Source organism: Aquimarina rhabdastrellae, from assembly GCA_947387485.1.
In the GTDB taxonomy this organism is placed as follows: domain Bacteria; phylum Bacteroidota; class Bacteroidia; order Flavobacteriales; family Flavobacteriaceae; genus Aquimarina.
This window is the reverse complement of sequence record CANDNT010000001.1, coordinates 83,440-105,964: the sequence shown is the minus strand read 5'-3', so window position 1 is coordinate 105,964 and position 22,525 is coordinate 83,440. Positions and strand designations below refer to the sequence as shown.

Sequence of the window (22,525 nt, the reverse complement as noted above, 5' to 3'; positions counted from 1 at the left end):
CATTTCTTTTTTAACAAATGTAAATTTTAATCTTTAAAATCCTAAATAATTCACATTTTATTGCGCTTCTTTTGTAAGAATCTTGATCTTTTTTTGAAAGCCTTTCTGTAGAGTGATCTCTATAAAAAAGATATATATTAGGAAGTAAAAATCATAAATTCAAACCTAATATTTAATAACAATCTACTCATTATCTATTAATCATAACTTAACATCTATTATCGAACTTTGCCTTGTAAGATTATCATTACAGATTTCTTTGTTTTAAGGGTAAGAATATGGAAAAAAGAGTAGTTGAATTAGTAGTACTTTCAGATATACATTTGGGGACTTATGGTTGTCATGCTCAAGAAGTATTGAATTATTTAAATAGCGTGAAGCCCAAAAAGCTTATTCTCAATGGTGATATTATTGATATATGGCAATTTAGAAAACGATACTTTCCTAAATCACATCTTAATGTTATTAAAAAAATCATTGATTTAGCATCAAAAGGTACAGAAGTGATTTATATAACTGGGAATCATGACGAAATGCTCCGTAAGTTTAGTGATACCAAAATGGGTAACTTTTCTGTTGTAGATAAACTTGTACTTGATTTGGATGGGAAAAAAGCATGGTTTTTTCACGGAGATGTATTCGACGCTTCTATACAAAATGCAAAATGGTTAGCCAAAATAGGTAGCTGGGGATATGATGCACTTATTCTTTTAAATAGTTTTATCAATTGGGTATTGGTGCGAATGGGGAAAGATAAATTTTCGCTATCTAAAAAGATTAAAAATAGTGTAAAGAAAGCGGTTAAATATATTAGTGATTTTGAGCAAGTTGCTGCTGAGTTAGCCATAGATAATGGATATAAATATGTGATTTGTGGACATATTCATCAACCCAAAATGATTAGAAAAGTAAGAGAAAACGGAACTTGTCTATACCTGAACTCTGGAGATTGGGTCGAAAATTTAACCTCTTTAGAATACAACGATAAAAGATGGAGATTGATTCATTATAAAAAAGAAGAAATGGATGCATTCTCTTATGCTAATGAGGTTGAGGAAGAAATCAATTCAGAAAGTATTTTAGCAGCTTTTGCTGTTTTTGGAAAATAGGCTCAAGAATTAAGAATATAGTTCTTAAACCTATTTTATAAATAAAGGTTTAATTTTTCTGGATTAAATGCGGCTGTTTTTCTGCCCACTCTGTCCATGATCCATCATAAATTGCAAATGTATTGTCATTAACGATTGTTGATGCTAAGGCAATAATACAAGCTGTTAATCCTGAACCACAACTAAAAATATAATGTGTTTTGTCTTTAGGGATGCGATTAAATACATTTGTTAAATCTTCTACTGAAGCATATTCATATTGATCTAAAACTTCTTTAAAAGGAATATTGTAAGCATTAGGTATATGTCCGCTTGATAAATTTGCCCTAGGCTCTGGAGCTTCACCTGTGAAACGTGCTTTAGAGCGAGCATCAATAATAGCAATATGAGTTCTAGTAGTTGCTTCAATAACATCGGTCATATTTGCTAATAATGAGGTGTTTATTGCACTTTTAAAATTTCCAAAATCCCAATTGCTTTTTACAGATAAGGATTCTATAGGTAATTCTTGTGCTACCCAACTAGGTAATCCACCATTTAAAACAGCAACGTTGTTATGCCCCATTGTTTTAAACATCCACCATACTCTAGGACTAGTATAAATACCTAAAGCATCATAAACAACAATAATACTATCCTTATTGATTCCTAACTTTTGACATTCCTTTTCAAAATATTCAGGTTTAGGTAAGGTATTGGGTAAAGTACTCTCTTTATCACTAAAAGTATTTTTTAAATCAAAATGACGGGCATTTTTAATTTTAATACCTGCATATGGAGCTTTTAAACCAGAAACATTAGATTGTGGACTGGAATCTAAAATGATTAGATTAGGATTGTCTAATTGTTGTTTTAACCATGTTGTGGTTACAAGGGCTTTCATATAAATATTCTTTTGAAATTTAAAAATACATTCTTACACTAGATTATCCTACAGAATTTAATTTAAATATGATGCTATTATGCTTTTTTAAATGTATCTAATTTACAATCTTGTATTATTTAAAACTGTTCAAATTTTATATAAAAGTTAATCATCTGACCATCCCCATGGAGCTTCTGGAGTTTTAATTGGTTGGGTAATATCCATCACGATTTTAAATACACGATCACTTCCTATACGTCTTAAATTATACGTAAAAGTTTTATTATCTATTGTAATCCACCAAACATTTGATGCTGCACGAGGTAACATTTGTGTAGTTTCTTGATCTGCTGGAAAAATTTGTATTCCTGCTTGACCTATATTAGTAGTGGTACCTCCATATTGTGTAATAGCATCTTCTGATCCGTCTTTGTGTCGGTGATCATGTTTTAATGTGATACGATTGTCTTTATAGGCTAGTATCCATGTTCGTGATCTATCTTCTCCTACAAAAAATGGAACCTTGATACGATCTGGGGTACATGATCTTACATGCATAATGAGTTCTTTTCCTCCAAATTGAGCATCTTCTTTTGGAAGTTCTAGTGTTCCTTTATAAGCCTTACCGCAAAGTTTTTGTAATGAATCCCAGAAGAGTTGAGTTTCATTTCGTTCTTGTGCGTGAATGGTTATCATCCCTCCTATTAAACAACTATATAGCAAAATTAAAAATCGCATAACGTTTATATATTTAAAGTAGCAAATTAAGAAAAACCTGTAAAAGAATTACTTTATATTGCGATGTCTTTTATGTCTATAGCGTAAATACAATACAGCTAAAAATACAATAGCTGACGAGCTATAGAGAATTTGCGGAAAATGCTGTATTTGATTACTATAGTACCATCCCGAAGTAAAAGCGCCTATTCCTATACCTGCTTCTAAGGCAATAAACATAGTCGCAATACCTTTTCCTCTTTCTTCTTTTGGACTTAGATCAACTGTCCAGGCATTAATAGCTGGAGATAGTATCCCCATAGCAAAACCATATAGTGTTGCACCTATATAAATTCCATAATCCATTTGATAATAACCAATACATAATAATGATACAATAACCATTATTAAGCCAATATATATGATGGGTATTCTACCATAACGATCAGATGCTTTTCCTGCGATAAAACGAATAGATATTGAAGCAACAGTATAGAAGATAAAAAATACACCTTTGTTTTGAAATCCTAAATGAGAAGTCCAATCAGGAATTAATGTTAGAATTACCCCTAGAGGCATATAGGATAAAAACATTACTATAGCAGATGGTAAGGCATCAAGTGAAATGATATCATTTTTTGTGATTTTAAGTGTATTTAGTGTGAATTTCTGTGTGGTGGCCAAACTTTCTTTTAAGTTTATAGTTACTATCATGGAGAGAAAAGCAAATAATGCAGATATATAAAAAAGTACATCATAAGAATATACTAATTTGATACTACTACCTATTGCAGGACCAATAGCAAATCCTAAGGTATAGGCTAAACCTTGAATTCCGATAGCTTCTCCTCTATGTGTTTCAGGTATTATATCAGCAACCATAGCAGAAGCACCTGTAGGAGTAAACCCTGTAGAAAACCCGTGTAATAATCGCAAACATAAAAATGCGGTTACTGAACTTAATAAAGGATATAAAACACCACACAAAATACAAACAATAGCACCTATAATAATAACAGGAACACGACCTATAAGATCTGATAATTTACCGCTAAATGGTCTTGATATACCAGCTGTGAGCGTAAATAAAGAAATGATTAATCCCTTATACTCTGCTCCTCCTAATGAGGATAGATACTTAGGTAATTCCGGAATCAACATATTAAAGCTTGTTGAGAAAAAAAGCATACTCAAACAAATAAAACCAAATTGTCGATTGTATACAGTATGATTCATTTTATGAATTAATGATGTTATTAGTAAACAAATGATTTAGTTTCTTTTCGGTGAAGTTCCATAATATTTTAGAACCGTTAATCATGTTATTTTTTAGTTTGTTGTAAATAGTTTTATAAGGAACATTGAATTCTTTCCATGTTCCACCTTTGTTGGATACATTTTGCAAAACTGGTTCAAGACGATCGATAGCTTTTGCAAATTTAGCTTCAGGAGTTATTGCGTTTTCAAATTCTTGCCATAAAGAAATATATGCCTGCGTTTGATCAGGAGGTAATAATCCAAAAATGCGCTTTGCAGCAATAGTTTCATCAGTAGTATTGGTATGATTTTTTTGTGTATCAAAGAGAAATGTATCTCCAGCATCGATTTCGACTAGATCGTGAATCAATACCATTTTTAATACTTTGAGAATATCGATATCTTGATTTGAATGTTCTGCGAGTACAAGAGACATCATTGCTAGATGCCAACTATGTTCTGCATCATTTTCATGTCTATCACTATTAAATAGTCTTGTTTTACGCTGTATATATTTAAGCTTGTCTATTTCTTTTATAAAGTTTAATTGCTGATCTAATCTAGTTTGTGTTGCCATTTGAAATCTTCTTTACTTTTATATTTTTACGGTGACAAAGAAAGAATACTTAATTTTTAACCAAAAGGACATTTGTCCCAAGATTGTAATGATTCGAGAAAATATTGAATTACTAAGTTATTTTGAACAATATCTCATTAGAAATAAAGAAGTAAAGGGTATTAAAAAGCATATATATGAGAAAAACGAAGAAATCTTTGTTCAAAATAGTTATATAAAAAACGTATGTATTCTTAAAAGCGGTCTAGTAAAGTGTTTTTTAACAGATGAAAGTGGTAAAGATTTTATTCAAGAGTTTTTTGGTGCAGGAAGTGTTTTTGGTGAAATAGAAGCTATACGTAATACACAAACATTTTGTACAGTAACTACTATTACTACTACAGAGGTATATGAAATTGAAGCAGTGTTTTTTAATAAATTACTTCAGGAAAATAAAAAGTTTAATACACTAATATTACAATTGTTATCTAATAAGGTATATAATAAAGCTATGCGATATTCGTATCATCAATTACATATCATTACAGACAATTTATTGCAAATTAAGGAGAATGTGCCTGATTTTTTGGAGATTATCCCAAAACAAGATTTAGCAAATTATCTAGGTGTTACATTACGCAGTCTTAATAGAGCAGTAACTACATTAAAAAATGAACGCAAAATATAATTTAATATAGAAAGGCATTGTAACTCCTACAATACCTTTCTTAATTTTGATTAGAAATCCTTAATTAATGATGCCCTTAATCATTCTTTTTTCTTCTACTTATTTCTTTGGTTGTAGTGTTTTTATGCTCTGTAGCATATTTTTTTGAAACAAATCGACCTGTGTTTTCATCTCTATACAATGTGCGTTCATTTGTCTTTTTTTTGGTCATGATTTTTAGGTTTTAAGTTTGGTTGTCTAATAAATTTAGAGAATCATGACAAGGTTTTTTTACGGTTTTCCGTAAATTGAGAAAATAAATACAACTTGTATTTGTAATTATTTGTATATCAGTTGTTTGGTTTTTAAGGGTTTTTATCTTTATTTTTTATAGTTATACGATATTGTATAAAAAATACATATTATATGGTTTTTAGGTAAAAATAGTATGCTTAAACAATATTTATGTTAAAATAATACTAGATAAAGTAATAGTAGTTATTGAATGATAAATTTTGTAGTTAATCGATTCAGATTAAGAAGTTTTATTAAAATAAAATATTGTTTAAAAATTTAGTTATAGCCAAATGTTTTTTTGTTTTTTTGCCAGCTTTAAAATAGCATTCAGAATGAAAAACAGTATATTTTTATTAGTGTGTATATGTTCTTTTTATACTCAAGCTCAAATAGTGAATATAGAATCATTACGTAGAGTGAGTGATACATCAAAATGGTCTGGATATACTAGTTTAGAATTGAGCTTAATCAAGAATAGAAATGACATTATAAATGTCAAAAATGATATCCATATACAATATCGAAATAAAAAGAACTTGATTTTATTAATCAATAAATTAGATTTTAAAGAGGCTAATGATGATGCTTTGGTAAATAAAGGAATACAACATTTAAGATACAATTATGCGTTCAAACCTAAAGTTTCTTGGGAAGCTTTTGCACAATCTCAATACGACGCTATATCAAAAATTAGTTTTAGAGGTTTATTAGGTTCTGGTTTTAGATTCACACTCTGGAATAATCCTAAATATAAAATATTTTTAGGAAATCTTTTTATGTATGAGTATGAAGAGAATAAAATCGATGAAGAGCGGTTTTATCATAGAGATTTTAGAGGTAGTAGTTATCTATCGTGTAGCCTCCACCCTAGCGATGCAGTTTCATTTGTGAGTACAACATATTATCAACCTAGATTAAATAATTTTGAAGATTATCGTCTCTCTAATGAAACTTCCTTAGCATTAAGAATATTTAAAAATCTAGCATTTAAATCTACATTTACATATGTATATGACGCATTTCCTGTAGAAGGAATTCCTAATACACAATATAAATTTACTAACGGGATATTATATTCTTTTGATTAAAGAAAATTAAAGGTTTGTGATAAAAGATGAGGTAATATTAAGTACTTCTTCTTTTGCAGTTTTATGAGGTGTATGCCCTTGATTAGCAATCATACGCTTTATACTATTTCCTTCAGTCTGTTGTGTGATTGCATCTACTTGATCTACAGAACCAAACTCATCGTCATCTCCTTGAATAATGAGATTAGGACATTTGATTTGAGACAAAAATGATTCTATATTCCAATTTTTAAAATCAGGTCTTAACCATGTATCTGCCCACATTTTAAAAACAGCTTCAGTTTTAGTATCATGGTATCTGGCTAATCGTTCTTTTAAGTTTGTAGTGGTAAACTGTTTAACTGCAGCTTTAATTCCGTCGAGTGTAATATCTTCTACAAAAACATGAGCTCCTTCTGTAATAATTGCATGTATAAGTGATGGATATTTAGCCGCAGCTAATAAGGCAATACTACCACCATCACTATGACCAAAAAGTATAGGCTTTTGTATTTGTTCTCTATTAATTATTTCCTTTAATACTACAGCTTCTTGTTCTAGATAATCATGTTCTCTATAATTACTTGAAAAAGGATCTGATTTTCCATACCCTTGACGATCATAAATGAAATAATTGCAATTGTTAAGTTGAGCAAGTTCTTTAGGGAAACTTCTCCATAATTGGGTACAACCTAATGAATCATGTAAGAAAATTAATGTAGGTAATTCAGTATTAGTGATATTGTAGTTGCTATATAATCTAACACCGTTAATGACAATGTTTTTTTCTTTCATATAATTATAGTATTCTAGAACTTATAATGCAATATAGTTTTTTTAACTCCTCAATGGTAATCTTGCTATTACTTTATTAATTAAATTACGTATTCTTCTTTTAAAGAATTAAGAGGTGTATTGTCAGTTTTGTCAAGATAAAAGATTTAAACTAGGATTAGTTTCCTAATTCTTATTAATAAAAAGAGGATCTAATAGGATACTATAAAATGTAAGATTATGAGTAGACGTTACAGTTAAAAGAGGAATTTCTTTTGTGAAGATAGTTTTATAGCTTTATGTTAAAATAAAAGAGCGAACCGAAGTTCGCTTTTATTTTAACCAACGCAACAGATACAATGTCCATAAATTGGATGAGGATAATCTCCTGTTTCACAAATCCCATCTGCGGTGAAATAAGGTGCATTACAACTATCTGCCGATAATCTACCTCCATTAATAGTTTTTTGTTCAACTTTGTTTAAAACTGCCCCGAAATTTGAAATGTTTTTTAGCATAATAATGATTTTTAAAGATTAATAATAAATCTAAAAATTAAAAAGGTCATTCATCTTAACAGTACATAGTTTTTAACTTTATTTTAAGATACTTAGCTAATTTTAATTCTGTCATAAAACTTTAAACACCTTTCTTTTAGAGTAGTATGAGAATGATTTACTTATTCTATTCAAATTTTAAATAGGTTATTAAATCAAGTTTTGTTGCATTGTAAGCCTTTATACCAACAATAAAAATAACTAGAAGTATTAATATAATCGGAGTAATAATATAGGGCCAAAAAGGCATATCAATATGATAAACAAAATCATTTAACCATTGTTGCATAAAATAATAAGTGATGGGTATTAAAAAGAGCGATGCTAGTATGGTGATTTTAATGAAATCTTTAAGTAGTTGTATCATAATCTCATAAATAGAGGCACCTAAAGTTTTTCTTATAGCAACTTCTTTATAGCGTTGTTGAATAGTTAATGTAGCTAATGCAAATAATCCCAACAATGCAATACTTATGGCAATCATGGTAATAATACTCATGAGTGTTTGTTGTCGTTGATATTTTTTATACGTTCTAGCAAAAGAATCGTTTAAAAACTCATATTCAAATGGATAATCTTGTTCGATATTAGTTTTCCAATAGTTTTCTATATAAGCCATTGTATCCTCAATATTATCTGGATCAATTTTGAATTGTATTTTCCTGAAATTATAATTTTTCATGAAACTAAAACTATTCCAATGCATCATAAACATAGGTGGTATTTTTTGATCAAATCCTCTAATGTGATAATCTTTAACCATTCCTATAATTGTTAATTGTTTACCGTCGTTAACACCATCGCTTAATCCTATGTCAATCTTTTTGCCTATAGGATCTTCATGGATTCCTAACTCTTTGGCAAGTACTTCATTAATAAGGATATTTTTTAAGGTATCTGAAGCAAATTTAGATTGTAAAGACCTTCCTTTTAAAACTTCGATATTAACTGTTTCGATATACCCAAAGTCAATAGGATTACTATATCCTATGATATCTTTATCTCTATAGGTAACATTTGTTGAGTTAGAAGCAGCATTACCCGGAATGAAAAAATTACTGGTAACATTTTTAATGTTAGGATGTTTGATAAGTTCTTTTTTGGCTACTTGATAACGATCATACATGCCACTTGCACTACTATGTCCATATACAATAGCAATTTGATCACCAGAGAAACCTAAATCTTTTTGCATCATATAGTTTACTTGATTCAAAATGATAAGCATACTTATCAAAAAGAACCCAGATATAAGGAATTGTAAACCAAGCATAAAATGACGTAATAAAACCCCTTTTTTACTTCTAGCAATATTACCCTTTAGAACTTTTATACTCTTAAAATTGGCAGAATATATAGATGGAATACTGCTAATTATTATAGCAACTAGTGTAGTTATAGAAAAAATCTGAATAAGAATTTTAGGCTCGTTTAAATCTAAATTTAATCCCATGAACGTATTAAAGTATGGGAGAATGAGCTCTACAGCAACTAGAGCGATAATCATGGAAATAAAACACTGTAATAGGATTTCTCCTCCTAATTGGAAATAAATATGTTTTTTTGACAATCCTAGTGTCTTTTTGATACCTATTTCCTTAGCCCTAAATGAAGCCGAAGCAATCGAAAGATTTACAAAGTTTACAGATGAAATAAAAATCAATAATATAGATAAACTTAAAAAAATCATTAATAGTTTATAATTACCTTTTCCTTCTGGGCCACCATCTTTACTTTTTCCTTTTAATCTTATATTTGCTAATTGTTCTAAAAAAACCTTATCAGTAGTATTGTTTCTATGTGCTCTTAAAATGTTAGCCATTTTGGTTTCAAGAGACGCTATATTAGAACCTTTATTAATTTTACAAAATAAGGTATAACTGAAATTTCCCCATTGCGGTTCCAATTTTTCTGTGAATTGATAAACAATAGATGGAGAGAAATATGATGACCCAGGGATTTCATAAACCATAGCAACAGTATAGGGTTTATCATAAAAAGTAATGATTTGTCCTAAAGCAGATTCTTGTCCATAAAGCTTGGTCGCTTGTTCTTTTGAAAGTGCTAAATTATTTTTTGCATTTTTAAAGCCTTCAATACTTCCTTCTAAAACTGTAAAAGGAAAGAAATCAAAAAAATTAGCATCACCTTCGAGAAGACCATCAAGAAATATTTTCTTTTGATTGGTTTCTATTAAAACTTCATCATAGTAACCATTTGATAGGTAAATATTTGTTACTTCAGGTAATTCTTCTTTAAATGTAGCGCCTTCTACAGCATTACTAACTTCCCAGATAACGCCATCATTCACATCGTGAATTACTCTGTAAATTTCTTCTTTATGAGGATTCCAACTATTAAAACTATTTTCATAATTGAAATAGGATAATACGATAGTTAACCCAATTAAACCTAATGAAAGGCCAATAATATTTATAAAGCTGTTAAGCCAATTTTTCTTGCTATTCCTGTAGAATAGCTTAAACCATAATGTTGTCATAATTGCTATTCAAATTTTAAATAATGAATTAAATTTATTCGAGTTGCTTGTTTTGCTTTTGTGCCGACTATTAATAAAACGAGAAGCAGTAAAATTATTGGAGTAATGATATATGGCCAATACGGCATATCTATACGATAGGTAAAATTATTTAGCCATTGTTGCATTCCATAAAAAGCAATAGGAATAAGTATGATAGAGGCGATCACAACTATTTTTAGAAAATTTTTGATTAATGGTATAATAATTTCTCTAGAACTCGCTCCTAAGGTTTTTCGTATAGCTACTTCTTTTAATCGTTGTTGTATAGTGAGTTTTGATAAAGCAAATAATCCTAATAATGCGATACTTATCACGATAAGTGTTAAGATAAAAAAGATGAGTTGTTGTTTTTCATATTTTTCATAAGTCTTGGCAAATTGTTGATCTAGAAATTGATATGAAAAAGGAAAACCAGGTTCTATTTCGGCATTCCAGAATTGCTCTATAGCATGAATACTTTGTGCAATGTTTTCTTTTTTTAGTTTAAAATGCACAGCATTAAATTGACTTCTAAACCAAGGAATACTTTTAAAATGTAGGAAGAACATGGGCGGTATTTCTTCTTCCATACCAAGTACATGGTAGTCATTTACAACTCCTATAATCTTTAGCTGTTTATTAAACATTGGAACAATCTTGCCTATGGGGTTTTCTATACCCAATTGACGTATTGCTGTTTTATTAAAAACAACCGCATTAATGGTATCAGAAGAAAAAGATGGATTAAAACTTCTACCTTGATCAAAACTAGCTTTAATCATTTCAAAATGCCCAAAATCTAAAGGAACAAATCTAGTATCTACTACTTTATCTTTATAATCAATATCAAGAGACATATTATTATTTGCTCCAGGAGTTTGAAAACTAGAAGAGATACTTTGTATTCCAGTATAATTATTAAACTTACTTTTGATGAGTTCATATTTTGACCAATGATTATTTGAAGCACTATTAAAGGTTGCAATTAAAACTTGATCTCCATTAAACCCTAAATCTTTAGTATTCATAAAATTTACCTGAGCGTAGATAACAAAACCACTTATTAGAAATAGTCCCGAAATAAAAAACTGAACACCAAGCATAAGGTTACGCAAGAGAATCATTTTTTTGCTTCTAAGTATGTTTCCTTTTAATACATTAAGAGCTTTAAAATTACTTAGATATACACCATAGATATAGCCTATAATAAGAGAAATAATCAATAGTATAAGAATAACTAATATCCAAGTATAGGAGTCATTTAAAGATAAATCTTTGCCTATAAAACTATTAAGACTTGGAAGTATTAATTCTATCACAGCTATAGTACATATTAAAGCGATGAAGCATTGTCCTATAATCTCAAGAGCAAAAAATAGTTTTAAACGCCTTCTTGATTCTCCCAGCGTTTTTTTAATACCTACTTCTTTTGCTCGTTCAAGAGCGTTTGAAAGTGATAAGTTGATAAAGTTAATACTTGATATAAGCAAAATTAATATAGATAAACCAAGCATAATCATAAGCAGGAGATAATTACCTGTTCCTTCTAATCCCCCATCGCCTATTAATGATAAACGCATTTTGTTTAAAGGCTCTAAAAATGGTTTGCTACCATATTTTGCTATATAATCTTCTAGAGACATATCGAGTTTGTTGGCTTCTTTTTGATAATAATTATCTATAAAAACAGCTTGTAACTTATCCTCCAAAGATGTAATATCGGTATTGGAAGTTACTTTATAATACGTGTGATAACCATGCATTCCCCAATTGGTATTCTCAATAGCTTCTTTTTTAAGAATAACTTGAGGTTCTATATTGCTAGGCTTTTTTAATTGATAAACACCTGTTACTATATAATTAGCAGCCTCTATCTTTATAGTTTGACCTATAGATTTTTCTGTACCAAATATTTTACGCTCAAGCTCAGATGATATTACAATGCTATGAGCATCTTTCAGGATATTTTTAGGATCACCTTTTAACAAAGGATGAGGAAAAAAATCAAAAAAGTTCTCATTTGCACTTACGATCCCCGAAGTATATACAGATTTATCTTTGTATATAAGTAATTTACTAGAATAATAAGAATTCATGGTAAATTGTGATTCTATTTCGGGAATAACAGCAGCAGATGTAGGTCCTTCTGGATAAGTCGAAGTACTATAAATTTGACCATCCGCCATAATGTGATTTACTTTGTAAATCTGATCATTATGAGGATTCCAAGTATCATAAGAGTTTTCGTTTGTATAATACAGTAACACTAAAATTAATCCTATAATACTTATCGTAAGTCCAGAGATATTGATAATAGTACTAAGTACATTTTTTCGGATGTTCCGATAAAATAGTTTAAACCAAAGTTGAATCATAATACTTTAATTTAAACTAAGACATCAATGTTATGTGTATTCTCTTTTTCAGAGATAATTTCTCCATCCTTCATGGTAACAATTCGACTAGAAAACTTTGCGTCATAAGAAGAGTGTGTCACCATCACGATAGTAGAACCATTTGCATGAAGTTCTGTTAAAAGTTCCATTACTTCATTTCCGTTTTTACTATCCAAATTACCTGTAGGTTCATCTGCTAGAATTAACTTAGGATTAGTAACAAGAGCTCTAGCTACTGCTACACGTTGTTGCTGTCCACCTGATAATTGTAACGGATAATGTTTTGCTCTATGCGCTATACCAATACGGTCTAGAATTTCGTTGACTCTCTTTTTACGTTCACTAGCTTTTACTTTGTTATAAATCAAGGGAAGTTCAACATTTTCGAAAACAGTAAGCTCATCTATAAGATTGAAGTTTTGAAATACAAAACCGATGTTTTCTTTGCGTAGTTGTGCTCTTTGTTTTTCATTAAAATCAGCTACTTCGATACTGTCAAAAGTGTAACTTCCTTCGTTAGGACTATCTAATAGCCCTATAATATTAAGTAATGAAGATTTTCCTGAACCAGAAGTTCCCATTATTGATACAAACTCTCCACGTTGTATTTCTAGATTTAGATTATGTATAGCAGTAGTTTCTACTTCTTCAGTTCTGTATATTTTTTTTAAGTTTTTTATAATAATCATAAGAAATACTTTTAAATAGTTGATTGTTTGTTTTGAAGATGAATAGTGCTAGTTACAGCTGTATTATCACTAGGACTTACTATGCTATCTTCTTTAGAATAGCTAACTAATGGTTTATACATTGTAAAAGTGTACAATACCAAAAGTAAAATTAATTTTACCATCTTATTTAATATTTATTTGTTCTACGTCTATAAAATCATCATAACTTGATGTAAGTATTTGGTCTCCTTCAGATAGTCCTTCAAGTACTTCGTAATAAAAAGGATTCTCTCTCCCTATCTTTATATTTCTTTTAATAGCTTTATCATTTCCATCCATTACATAAACCCATTTACCTTGAGTACTTTGATAAAACAGGCCTTTGGGTATAAGTAAAGCCTTACTGTTATTGGAAAGAAATACTTTTGTTTTAAGTGTCATACCTCTTTTTAAATGAGAAGAGGCACTATCATTTTTAAATAATAATTCTAGTGTGAATTGTCCATTGACAATTTCGGGATGAATTTTTGACGTTTCTACAGAATAAGTTGCTTCGGTAGTAATAGCATTACCTTGTATGCCTTCATGAAGTTTTGCAATATAATATTCGTCCATTTTGGCTTCAAGTTTATATCCATCAAGAACATCTATTTTACCTATACTTTGTCCTTGATTATAATGTTCTCCTAATACGGGATTAAAAGAAGATAATAACCCATCTGATGGTGCTTTGATTATAAAATTTTCTTTATTCTTTTTTAAGAGCTCGAGGCTCTTCTCCATATTATGCAATGAGGTATTGATACGAGCTAATTGTATTTGTCTATCCAGTTTTTCTTGATTAACATTAGCTTTTATAACCTTGTTACGCCCTTTTTGATAGTTAAATTCTTGTACAGAGGCTTCATAAGCATTACGGGCTATAACATGTTTTTTATATAAGGTTGTATCAATTTTGTATTGTCGCTCTGCATTTTTAAAATCGTTATCAATATTGAGTAATTGTTGTTGTAGTTCTAATTGCTGCGTTTTTATGGTAGCTCTTATATTTCTCAAACTATTGATTTGTTCAACTATATTGGTTTCTTGAGTTAAATAACTCAGTTCTGCATTGGGATTATGAATACGTAATAAAGGAGTTCCTTTTGATACTCTCTGACCACTTTCTGCATAAACTTCGGCTATTGCACCGCCTTGTATAACATTTATAAAAATTGAAGTTTTTGGGTGTACAGTACTATTAAAAACAATTACGTCTTCAAAATCACCTTGAGTAACTTTTTTAATTCCTAATGTAATACGATCTAAATTCACTTGTTTCTTACGTGTTAGATTTACGATAGTAATAGCTATTATAAAAAGAGCTATTAGGCTTATCCATATTCCCTTTTTTAATTTTTTACCCTTTTTAGGTTCTAAAATCTTGTCCATTCTTTTTGATTTACAACTACATGTAAACTAGAGTTGTACCAAAAAAGAATGAATATGTTATATGTTGTAAATCAGGTAATTGCGTTTTTGTAGCTGAAAGTAAGTGTTCATAATCGAACATTTATTTGTTCATTATCAAACAAGAATGTAATTATGTATTATGAGAAAGAAAGAAGCTACTATATTGCTTGTGGATGATGACGAAGATATTTTGTTTTCGGCAAAGCTAAGTTTAAAACCTTATTTCACACAGATATTAAAAACTACAAATCCAAAGAAAATTCTTGAATATGTTGCTCAAGAACCTATAGATGTGGTTTTATTAGATATGAATTATCGTATAGGCTATGAGGATGGTAAAGAAGGTTTGTATTGGCTTAAACGTATAAAAGAAATTTCGGGAGAAACTACAGTAATATTAATGACTGCTTTTGGTAGTGTAAACTTAGCAGTAGATGCTATTAAACAAGGAGCAACAGATTTTATTTTAAAGCCTTGGAATACAGAGAAGCTTTATGGAGTAATTAATGCGGGTGTAGAATTAGCTAGATCAAAACGTAAAACAAGTCAATTAAAAAATATACAAGAACAGAAAAATAATGATTTTCATCAAAGTACTGGACATATTATAGGTACATCGGCTATTATGAACGATGCTATCAAACTAATGCAAAAAGTTGCTCCTACAGATGCTACTATTTTGATATTGGGAGAAAATGGTACTGGAAAATATGTGTATGCCAAAGAAATTCATTTAAAATCTCAACGTAAACATCATCCTTTTATACATGTTGACTTAGGAGCGTTAAACGAAAATCTTTTTGAAAGTGAGTTATTTGGCTATGCAAAAGGTGCTTTTACAGATGCGCATAAAGACACTTTGGGACGATTTGAGTTAGCCAAAGGAGGAACTATTTTTCTAGATGAAATAGGAAATCTACCATTGCATTTACAATCAAAATTACTTACCGTAATACAAAATAGAAAAATAACCCGTTTGGGTGAAGCCAAAGAACGACCAATAGATGTTCGCATTATTTGTGCAACCAATGCCGATATTCATAAAATGGTAGAAGAACAGCGTTTTAGACAGGATTTATTATACCGTATAAATACTATTGAACTCAGTCTACCTCCTTTAAGAGACCGTAAGGAAGATATTGTGCCTTTGGCAAATCATTTTCTGAAAAAGTTAACACAAAAATATCGTAAAACTATAGTTGAAATTTCCAAACCAGCAATAAAAGCTTTACAAGAATACCATTGGCCAGGTAATATTAGAGAATTAGAGCATATAATAGAACGAGCTGTAATTATAACCGAAAATGATACTGTAGCAACAGAGGATTTACATTTCTCAAATAAAAAATTTCAGCAGTCAGCAGCAGTTTCTTTAAATTTAGAGGAAACAGAAAAGAGATTGATTCAAGAAGCTTTACACAAGTTTCAAGGAAACATTAGTAAAGCAGCAAAAGTTTTGGGATTAACTAGAGCAGCTTTGTATAGACGTATAGAAAAACATAATATATAAGTATTATGAATATCAAGAAAATTATTCTATTTAGATTACTGTTGATTATCAGCAATACTATTGTACTTACTCTAGTATATAAATCATATCCTATAACTTTTTGGATTGTATTCGTTATACTAATAATTCAATGCGTATTGATAGTTGAGGTGATTCAAAAAGTTTTACTTGATTTTGAAAAAATTCTGGATTGTGTGTTATCAGATGATTATGCTATAACAATAGGTGATAAAAGAAAAAAACATCCGCTTTATATTAAAATTAAAACACTATTAGAACAGTTAAAGAGAAGAAATAAGCAACAGTACTCAGAACAATTAATTTTTACTAATATTATTGAGCATCTTGCTATAGGCATTTTAATCTTAAGGAAGGATGCTAATCAAAATATTGGGGTCTATCAAATAAATACAGCACTTACAAGGTTTTTGAATATCCCTAAATATTATAGATGGGAACTACTCAAAGAAAAGATAAAACCTTTATTACAATTCGTTGATCAAAAAGAATGGTTGCCTAGTAAAAATGTTGTTACGATACGTGTAAATGACGAAACAGAATCATTTTTATTAAAAACGGCAGTAACACAGGCGTATGAATATGAATATCTGGTATTGTCATTGGAGACGGTACAACAACTTATCAATAAAAAAGAAAAGGAATCCTGGTATAAATTGATGAATGTAATGTCTCATGAGATCATTAATACGATTACTCCTATTAGTAGTTTGGCAAATAGTTTAGGTAGTATATTAAACCAAAATGAAATAGATAATGAAAGCTTAGAAGAACTAGCAATGGGACTGAAAATCATAAAGAAACGTTCGCAGCATCTTACTAATTTTGTGGATACATATCGTAAATTAACTGAGCTTCCTTTACCTCAAAAAGAGAAAGTTAATCTAGGAGAATTACTATCGCAAACTTTACAATTGTTTCAAGAAGAATTCAAAAACAAGCAAATTAAGTTGATATATGAAATACAAGAAGAATTTATACTTTCACTTGACAAAGAGCAGATAGAACAAGTTTTTATTAATATGATATCTAATAGTATTCATGCATTAGTAAACAGTATTACACCACGATTAGAAATTAAGATTATATCAAATGAGAGTAAGACCAATGTGTTTTTTATAGATAACGGAATTGGTATTGCAGAAAATATCAAAGAACATATTTTTATACCGTATTTTACAACTAGAAAAGAGGGTTCTGGAATCGGACTTACGTTAACTAGGAGTATTATGGAAGCTCATGGAGGAAGTATATTCTTTAAACCAAAAGAAGAACAGACCACTTTTGTATTGAGTTTTCCTAATCTATAGTTCTTTTGAAAAGTAAATGCGTTGATGTCCTTGAGGAAAATTATCGAGTATACCTATGATAGCATATCCTTGTTTTAGATAGAAATCTTTTGCTTGAAAATCAAAAGTATCAAGCATAGCTATTGTAGCTTTTAATTTTTTTGCTTCAGCTTCGATATGCTGTATAAGCATCTTACCTATACCCTGCCCTCTATAGATCTCATCTACCCATAATATTTTAATCTCTAAACCATTCCAGCAACCTATACCACCTAAGATTCCACCAATAACATCATCTTTATCATTCACGACAGAAAACTCTAATGGAGTCCAAAGAGGTGAAGTGGCAGGAACTTTACTAAAATTATAGGTGTTAATTCCATTTAAAATAGATGTAATATCTTCTTTACTACTAGGTGTTATTTTTTTGAAATTCATTGTCGATGATTAAAATTTTAAGAAATATAGTATCCTTTTTGGAATTATGTATAGCCTATAAAATCTTTTTAATAGCAAACATTATGTTATGTAACCTATGTTACAGTATTTCTAATCTGTTGAATTTAGTTTTAGATTTCTCATTATTATTCTAAATCATATGAAATCACATTATCAAATCTTAATTATTGGTGGAGGAACTGCTGGAATTATGACTGCAACAAGCTTATTATCAAAAAATAAAAAACTTGATATAGCTTTATTAGAGCCTTCGCAAAAACATTTTTATCAGCCAGCATGGACATTGGTTGGTGCAGGAGCTTATTCCTTTAAAAGAACAGAAAAATTAACACATAAATTAATACCCAGAAATGTAACTTGGATACAAGATTATGCCATAAAAGTTAATCCAGAGCAAAATATGGTAGAAACAAAAAGTACTGGTATACTTACGTATGATTATTTAGTTATAGCTACAGGATTAGTTATGGAGCCCTCTTTAATTGAAGGCTTACCTGAAGCTTTGGCTAATGGTACAGTTTGTAGTAATTATATCAATCCAGAATATACTTGGGAAGTATTGCAAAACTTTAAAGGTGGAAATGCAATTTTCACACAACCTACTACCCCAATTAAATGCGGCGGAGCTCCACAGAAAATAGCTTATCTAGCGGCTGATTATTTTAAAAGGAAAAAGATAGCCTCTAGAACGAATCTCATTTTTGCTACACCAGGTTCTGTAATTTTTGGTGTAAAACCTATTAGAGAAACATTAATGCATGTCATAGATCGATATCAAATTCTTTTTAGGCATCATTGGGCTCCTGTAAAGATTGATGCTAAACAGAAAAAAGTCTTTTTTAAATACACTGGTGAAGAAGAAAACGAATGTATCTTAACAAAAGATACCACACTACAAGAAGAAAGTTCTGGTAATACTATTATAGAATTACCATTTGATATGTTGCATTTAGCCCCACCACAAGCCGCACCTAAATTTATAAGAGAATCTGTGCTATCTAGTTCATCGGGATGGTTAGCTATAGATCATCATTCAATGCAACATAAAAAGTTTTCAAATATTTTTGGGCTTGGAGATGTAGCAGATTTACCTACAGCAAAAACTGGAGCAGCAGTGAGAAAACAAGTACCAGTTGTTGTGACTAATATTTTACACTTAATAGCAACAGAAAAGATTTCTGATAAGAAATATAATGGATATTCATCATGTCCATTAGTAACAGGTTATAATAAAATGGTCTTAGCAGAATTTGATTACACAGGAAATTTTACACCTGATCCCAAATTAAAACAATTATTGATTTTTAATAGCGACAAAGAACATCGACGCTTGTGGTTTCTTAAAAAATATGGATTGCCATATTTGTATTGGAAAAAAATGATGAGAGGTAAAGAAGTTTAAAAAGGTATTTAAACAAAAAACTCAGCATATAGCTGAGTTTTTTGTTTTTTTAAAGTGAAATAGTAACACTCTTATTTAATCAATAAGATTATGCTCCCCACTCTTTTAATGAATCTTTATTCAATTTTACGTAATCAGCATTTCCTGCTTTTTCCGCTAATTCTAAAGAAGTTTTAGCGGCTTTGATAGCTCCTTTTTTATCTCCAGCTTTAGCATAGATTAAAGATTGTTGTCTGTGGTACCAGAATGCTGGTTGTTTACGTAATGAAATTGCTTTTTCTATATATTCTTTAGCCTTATTTACATCACCATTATCTTTGTGGAATACAGCTGCTTGATAGTAATCTCCAGCAGTTGGACCAGCTAATACTTTTTCTATACTAGCAAAAGCTTGTTTTTTTGAAGGTACTTCTAGTTTTACTGCTGCAATAGTTTTTTCCCATAAGAAATAGATATTAGCAGAATCAGAAGTAAAATCGTTAAACATAATAGTGAACGTTTCTATAGGCATAGGTAATGCAGAAGAACTAGTAGTTATTTGTGCAGCTACCTTGCTTTGATCAAATTTTTGAGGAGTACCCCAGTTTGAAGAATCTGTATAGAAAATTACTTCCCATTTTCCAGCATTAGGAGTTGTAAAAACAGCATAAGTTCCAGCTTTTAAATCCTGACCACCAACTTTTACATCATCACTAAATGTGATCTTTGTATTGGCATTTGCTCCTGTTCTCCATAATTTTCCAAAAGGAACCAAATCTCCATAAATCTTACGACCTTTAGCACTTGGTCTTGAATATTCTACAGTAACATCTGTTAAACCTACAACCTGCTCTATTTTTGATGTCGGACTAGGTTGAGGTGTCTTAACTTGTGCTTTTGACGTAAAGGTAAAAGCCGCTAAACTTAAAAATAAGATGATCTTTTTCATTGGTTAAAATTTTGAATATTTAGGCGCAAAATACACAATAGATAAAGATAAAAGGTTAACAAAACCTTAAAATAAGACCTAGTATATTTGTAGCTCATTAAAATCAAACTATGAAAAGATATATAGCTGAAGTGATAGGAACATTTTCCTTAATATTTTGTGGTACTGGAGCAATGACTATTAACGAAGTTACTGGTGGAGATGTAACTCATGTAGGTATAGCGATTACTTGGGGATTAATTGTAATGGCAATGATTTATGCTTTTGGAGATATCTCTGGAGCACATTTTAATCCTGCAGTAACTATTGCTTTTGCTTATGCAAAGAAATTTAAGTGGAGTGAAGTTCCTAAGTATATAATGGCACAATGTGTTGGGGCTATATTAGCTAGCGCTTTATTATGGTATCTTTTTCCTGATAGCGAGTTTCTAGGAGGAACAATTCCCAAACTGGATGAGATTAGAGCTTTAATTTTAGAAACTTTACTTACCTACTTTTTAATGTTGGTGATCATAAATGTATCTACAGGAGCTAAAGAAATCGGAATGATGGCAGGAATTGCCATAGGTGGTGTTGTGTTATTAGAAGCGATGTTTGCTGGGCCTATGACTAATGCATCTATGAATCCTGCTCGTTCTCTTGCACCAGCATTACTTTCTGGACACTGGGAACATCAATGGTTGTATATGGTTGCTCCAGTAATAGGTGCAATTTTGGCAGTAATGACTTGTAAATTAGTTAAAACAGATGATTGTTGTGATGATTGTTGAGTTTTGTTTAATGTTTATGTAAATTAATTAAACAAAATTGTATATCTTTATATAAAATTAATGGATGAAGATATATACACTAAAAGCGTCGCAAAAATTACCAATTACGATAGAACATGCATGGGAATTCTTGTCAAATCCAGCTAATTTAAAGACAATTACTCCTGATTTTATGGGTTTTGAAATTTTATCTGGAGCAGATAGAAAAATGTACCCTGGACAAATTATACAATACTTAGTAGCACCTATACCAGGTGTTAAAACTAAATGGGTTACAGAAATTACACATGTCAAAACACCAGAATATTTTGTAGACGAACAACGATTTGGTCCATATGCACTATGGCATCATAAACACTTTTTAAAAGAAATTGAAGGAGGTGTGTTGATGGAAGATATTATTGACTATAAATTACCAATGGGATATATAAGTCAATTAGTACACCCAATCATAGTGAAGCCAAAACTCAAAAAAATCTTTGATTATAGAAGAGAAAAACTCATTGAACTTTTTGGTGAATTTTCATCCTAATAAAAAGAATGATAGATGAAGAACATTTTATTGATTGGAGGAAGTTACGGAATTGGGTTTGAAATTGCATTACAACTGTATAAAGAACATAATGTATACGTAGCATCACGTACAGCAGAGAATTTAGGAAATTTAGAAGTTAACCATATCACTTACGATACCATTACAGATAGTATAGATACCACTGCACTACCTGATCGTATTGATGGTTTTGTGTATTGCCCTGGTAGCATTAGTTTAAGACCTTTCAAATCCTTATCAAAAGATGATTTTAAAAAGGATATGGAAGTGAATTTTATGGGGTTAATCACTGTTTTGCAAGATGTTATTCCTCATTTAAAAAGAGCAGAACAAGCGAGTATAGTATTGTTTAGTACTGTTGCAGTAAAATTAGGTATGCCTTATCATACTAGTGTTGCTGCTTCAAAAGGTGCTATAGAAGGTTTTGCAAAATCACTTGCTGCTGAACTAGCTCCAAAACTTCGAGTTAATGTGATAGCCCCTTCTCTTACAGATACTCCTCTTGCAAAGCGCTTATTAAGTAATGAAGATAAAAAAGCTTTAATGGGTAAAAAACATCCTTTAAAACGTATCGGTAATACTAAAGATATAGCTAATATCGCAAAATTCTTATTAAGTGAAGAAAGCAGTTGGATTACAGGACAAATCATAGGAGTTGATGGAGGAATGTCTACGCTAAATGTAAGTTAA

Annotated in this window: 23 protein-coding genes; 9 read left to right on the top strand and 14 right to left on the bottom strand. The window is 30.2% G+C overall.

From position 1 onward, the window contains the following. The first annotated feature begins 278 nt into the window (after nt 1-278). A complete protein-coding gene (locus tag ACYEKI_RS00515) occupies nt 279-1,109 on the top strand; it encodes a UDP-2,3-diacylglucosamine diphosphatase (protein WP_459209185.1) in 831 nt (276 codons plus the stop codon). A gap of 49 nt (nt 1,110-1,158) precedes the next feature. Here ACYEKI_RS00515 and ACYEKI_RS00510 read toward each other — a convergent pair whose 3' ends face one another. From ACYEKI_RS00510 to ACYEKI_RS00495, 4 genes are all read right to left on the bottom strand, one after another. Next, nucleotides 1,159-1,992, bottom strand: coding sequence for a sulfurtransferase (locus ACYEKI_RS00510; protein WP_459209184.1), 834 nt, complete (start codon nt 1,990-1,992; stop codon nt 1,159-1,161). A 147-nt stretch (nt 1,993-2,139) separates the two neighbouring features. Then, nucleotides 2,140-2,712 carry a hypothetical protein gene (locus ACYEKI_RS00505; RefSeq protein ID WP_459209183.1) on the bottom strand — a complete coding sequence of 191 codons (573 nt, stop codon included), beginning with the start codon at nt 2,710-2,712 and terminating at the stop codon, nt 2,140-2,142. A 48-nt stretch (nt 2,713-2,760) separates the two neighbouring features. Continuing rightward, nucleotides 2,761-3,927: an MFS transporter gene (locus tag ACYEKI_RS00500; RefSeq protein ID WP_459209182.1), complete on the bottom strand. Its 1,167-nt coding sequence runs from the start codon at nt 3,925-3,927 to the stop codon at nt 2,761-2,763. Nucleotide 3,928: 1 nt separating this feature from the next. Continuing rightward, on the bottom strand, nt 3,929-4,525 hold the full coding sequence (locus ACYEKI_RS00495) for an HD domain-containing protein (protein ID WP_459209181.1): 597 nt from the start codon (nt 4,523-4,525) through the stop codon (nt 3,929-3,931). Nucleotides 4,526-4,613: 88 nt separating this feature from the next. On the opposite strand from ACYEKI_RS00495, the gene ACYEKI_RS00490 reads away from it, so the two are divergent. Further along, on the top strand, nt 4,614-5,192 hold the full coding sequence (locus tag ACYEKI_RS00490) for a Crp/Fnr family transcriptional regulator (RefSeq protein ID WP_459209180.1): 579 nt from the start codon (nt 4,614-4,616) through the stop codon (nt 5,190-5,192). 76 nt (nt 5,193-5,268) lie between these two features. Here ACYEKI_RS00490 and ACYEKI_RS00485 read toward each other — a convergent pair whose 3' ends face one another. Continuing rightward, on the bottom strand, nt 5,269-5,403 hold the full coding sequence (locus tag ACYEKI_RS00485) for a hypothetical protein (protein WP_459209179.1): 135 nt from the start codon (nt 5,401-5,403) through the stop codon (nt 5,269-5,271). 397 nt (nt 5,404-5,800) lie between these two features. On the opposite strand from ACYEKI_RS00485, the gene ACYEKI_RS00480 reads away from it, so the two are divergent. Beyond that, complete coding sequence (locus ACYEKI_RS00480) at nt 5,801-6,556, top strand: DUF481 domain-containing protein (protein ID WP_459209178.1); 756 nt, start codon at nt 5,801-5,803, stop codon at nt 6,554-6,556. Between the two features lie 6 nt (nt 6,557-6,562). Here ACYEKI_RS00480 and ACYEKI_RS00475 read toward each other — a convergent pair whose 3' ends face one another. The 7 genes from ACYEKI_RS00475 to ACYEKI_RS00445 all read right to left on the bottom strand — a co-directional run bounded on the left by ACYEKI_RS00475 (nt 6,563) and on the right by ACYEKI_RS00445 (nt 14,885). Then, entirely contained in the window at nt 6,563-7,330 is a 768-nt protein-coding gene (locus ACYEKI_RS00475) for an alpha/beta fold hydrolase (RefSeq protein ID WP_459209177.1), read from the bottom strand. Between the two features lie 317 nt (nt 7,331-7,647). Further along, a complete protein-coding gene (locus tag ACYEKI_RS00470) occupies nt 7,648-7,827 on the bottom strand; it encodes a hypothetical protein (protein ID WP_459209176.1) in 180 nt (59 codons plus the stop codon). A 166-nt stretch (nt 7,828-7,993) separates the two neighbouring features. Continuing rightward, nucleotides 7,994-10,366: an ABC transporter permease gene (locus ACYEKI_RS00465; protein WP_459209175.1), complete on the bottom strand. Its 2,373-nt coding sequence runs from the start codon at nt 10,364-10,366 to the stop codon at nt 7,994-7,996. A gap of 5 nt (nt 10,367-10,371) precedes the next feature. After that, nucleotides 10,372-12,762 (bottom strand): ABC transporter permease, encoded by a 2,391-nt coding sequence (locus ACYEKI_RS00460; RefSeq protein WP_459209174.1) that lies wholly within the window; start codon nt 12,760-12,762, stop codon nt 10,372-10,374. Nucleotides 12,763-12,773: 11 nt separating this feature from the next. Next, nucleotides 12,774-13,472 (bottom strand): ABC transporter ATP-binding protein, encoded by a 699-nt coding sequence (locus tag ACYEKI_RS00455; RefSeq protein WP_459209173.1) that lies wholly within the window; start codon nt 13,470-13,472, stop codon nt 12,774-12,776. 11 nt (nt 13,473-13,483) lie between these two features. Continuing rightward, nucleotides 13,484-13,636, bottom strand: a complete 153-nt coding sequence (locus ACYEKI_RS00450; protein ID WP_459209172.1) for a hypothetical protein — start codon at nt 13,634-13,636, stop codon at nt 13,484-13,486. Nucleotide 13,637: 1 nt separating this feature from the next. Further along, on the bottom strand, nt 13,638-14,885 hold the full coding sequence (locus tag ACYEKI_RS00445) for an efflux RND transporter periplasmic adaptor subunit (RefSeq protein WP_459209171.1): 1,248 nt from the start codon (nt 14,883-14,885) through the stop codon (nt 13,638-13,640). Between the two features lie 160 nt (nt 14,886-15,045). Between ACYEKI_RS00445 and ACYEKI_RS00440 the strand changes: the two genes are divergently transcribed. Both ACYEKI_RS00440 and ACYEKI_RS00435 read left to right on the top strand, forming a co-directional pair. Beyond that, nucleotides 15,046-16,416: a sigma-54-dependent transcriptional regulator gene (locus tag ACYEKI_RS00440; RefSeq protein ID WP_459209170.1), complete on the top strand. Its 1,371-nt coding sequence runs from the start codon at nt 15,046-15,048 to the stop codon at nt 16,414-16,416. A 5-nt stretch (nt 16,417-16,421) separates the two neighbouring features. Next, entirely contained in the window at nt 16,422-17,744 is a 1,323-nt protein-coding gene (locus ACYEKI_RS00435) for a sensor histidine kinase (protein WP_459209169.1), read from the top strand. Here ACYEKI_RS00435 and ACYEKI_RS00430 read toward each other — a convergent pair. After that, on the bottom strand, nt 17,739-18,161 hold the full coding sequence (locus ACYEKI_RS00430) for a GNAT family N-acetyltransferase (protein ID WP_459209168.1): 423 nt from the start codon (nt 18,159-18,161) through the stop codon (nt 17,739-17,741). The genes ACYEKI_RS00435 and ACYEKI_RS00430 overlap by 6 nt on opposite strands. Before the next feature lie 160 nt (nt 18,162-18,321). Between ACYEKI_RS00430 and ACYEKI_RS00425 the strand changes: the two genes are divergently transcribed. After that, on the top strand, nt 18,322-19,584 hold the full coding sequence (locus ACYEKI_RS00425; RefSeq protein ID WP_459209167.1) for an NAD(P)/FAD-dependent oxidoreductase: 1,263 nt from the start codon (nt 18,322-18,324) through the stop codon (nt 19,582-19,584). Between the two features lie 88 nt (nt 19,585-19,672). Here ACYEKI_RS00425 and ACYEKI_RS00420 read toward each other — a convergent pair whose 3' ends face one another. After that, nucleotides 19,673-20,512: a DUF2911 domain-containing protein gene (locus ACYEKI_RS00420; RefSeq protein ID WP_459209166.1), complete on the bottom strand. Its 840-nt coding sequence runs from the start codon at nt 20,510-20,512 to the stop codon at nt 19,673-19,675. Between the two features lie 110 nt (nt 20,513-20,622). Between ACYEKI_RS00420 and ACYEKI_RS00415 the strand changes: the two genes are divergently transcribed. The 3 genes from ACYEKI_RS00415 to ACYEKI_RS00405 all read left to right on the top strand — a co-directional run bounded on the left by ACYEKI_RS00415 (nt 20,623) and on the right by ACYEKI_RS00405 (nt 22,525). Further along, the gene (locus tag ACYEKI_RS00415) at nt 20,623-21,282 is read left to right on the top strand and encodes an MIP/aquaporin family protein (RefSeq protein WP_459209165.1); all 660 of its coding nucleotides are present in this window, start codon (nt 20,623-20,625) and stop codon (nt 21,280-21,282) included. A gap of 64 nt (nt 21,283-21,346) precedes the next feature. Then, nucleotides 21,347-21,814, top strand: a complete 468-nt coding sequence (locus ACYEKI_RS00410) for an SRPBCC family protein (RefSeq protein ID WP_459209164.1) — start codon at nt 21,347-21,349, stop codon at nt 21,812-21,814. A gap of 15 nt (nt 21,815-21,829) precedes the next feature. Then, on the top strand, nt 21,830-22,525 hold the full coding sequence (locus ACYEKI_RS00405; protein ID WP_459209163.1) for an SDR family NAD(P)-dependent oxidoreductase: 696 nt from the start codon (nt 21,830-21,832) through the stop codon (nt 22,523-22,525).

Coding starts and splice junctions, on each gene's coding strand:
- ACYEKI_RS00495 (WP_459209181.1), bottom strand. CDS start 4,525: ATGGCAACACAAACTAGATTAGATCAGCAATTAAACTTTATAAAAGAA.
- ACYEKI_RS00420 (WP_459209166.1), bottom strand. CDS start 20,512: ATGAAAAAGATCATCTTATTTTTAAGTTTAGCGGCTTTTACCTTTACG.
- ACYEKI_RS00415 (WP_459209165.1), top strand. CDS start 20,623: ATGAAAAGATATATAGCTGAAGTGATAGGAACATTTTCCTTAATATTT.
- ACYEKI_RS00440 (WP_459209170.1), top strand. CDS start 15,046: ATGAGAAAGAAAGAAGCTACTATATTGCTTGTGGATGATGACGAAGAT.
- ACYEKI_RS00505 (WP_459209183.1), bottom strand. CDS start 2,712: ATGCGATTTTTAATTTTGCTATATAGTTGTTTAATAGGAGGGATGATA.
- ACYEKI_RS00490 (WP_459209180.1), top strand. CDS start 4,614: ATGATTCGAGAAAATATTGAATTACTAAGTTATTTTGAACAATATCTC.
- ACYEKI_RS00455 (WP_459209173.1), bottom strand. CDS start 13,472: ATGATTATTATAAAAAACTTAAAAAAAATATACAGAACTGAAGAAGTA.
- ACYEKI_RS00450 (WP_459209172.1), bottom strand. CDS start 13,636: ATGGTAAAATTAATTTTACTTTTGGTATTGTACACTTTTACAATGTAT.
- ACYEKI_RS00470 (WP_459209176.1), bottom strand. CDS start 7,827: ATGCTAAAAAACATTTCAAATTTCGGGGCAGTTTTAAACAAAGTTGAA.
- ACYEKI_RS00435 (WP_459209169.1), top strand. CDS start 16,422: ATGAATATCAAGAAAATTATTCTATTTAGATTACTGTTGATTATCAGC.
- ACYEKI_RS00425 (WP_459209167.1), top strand. CDS start 18,322: ATGAAATCACATTATCAAATCTTAATTATTGGTGGAGGAACTGCTGGA.
- ACYEKI_RS00460 (WP_459209174.1), bottom strand. CDS start 12,762: ATGATTCAACTTTGGTTTAAACTATTTTATCGGAACATCCGAAAAAAT.
- ACYEKI_RS00485 (WP_459209179.1), bottom strand. CDS start 5,403: ATGACCAAAAAAAAGACAAATGAACGCACATTGTATAGAGATGAAAAC.
- ACYEKI_RS00430 (WP_459209168.1), bottom strand. CDS start 18,161: ATGAATTTCAAAAAAATAACACCTAGTAGTAAAGAAGATATTACATCT.
- ACYEKI_RS00475 (WP_459209177.1), bottom strand. CDS start 7,330: ATGAAAGAAAAAAACATTGTCATTAACGGTGTTAGATTATATAGCAAC.
- ACYEKI_RS00500 (WP_459209182.1), bottom strand. CDS start 3,927: ATGAATCATACTGTATACAATCGACAATTTGGTTTTATTTGTTTGAGT.
- ACYEKI_RS00445 (WP_459209171.1), bottom strand. CDS start 14,885: ATGGACAAGATTTTAGAACCTAAAAAGGGTAAAAAATTAAAAAAGGGA.
- ACYEKI_RS00480 (WP_459209178.1), top strand. CDS start 5,801: ATGAAAAACAGTATATTTTTATTAGTGTGTATATGTTCTTTTTATACT.
- ACYEKI_RS00465 (WP_459209175.1), bottom strand. CDS start 10,366: ATGACAACATTATGGTTTAAGCTATTCTACAGGAATAGCAAGAAAAAT.
- ACYEKI_RS00510 (WP_459209184.1), bottom strand. CDS start 1,992: ATGAAAGCCCTTGTAACCACAACATGGTTAAAACAACAATTAGACAAT.
- ACYEKI_RS00410 (WP_459209164.1), top strand. CDS start 21,347: ATGAAGATATATACACTAAAAGCGTCGCAAAAATTACCAATTACGATA.
- ACYEKI_RS00405 (WP_459209163.1), top strand. CDS start 21,830: ATGAAGAACATTTTATTGATTGGAGGAAGTTACGGAATTGGGTTTGAA.
- ACYEKI_RS00515 (WP_459209185.1), top strand. CDS start 279: ATGGAAAAAAGAGTAGTTGAATTAGTAGTACTTTCAGATATACATTTG.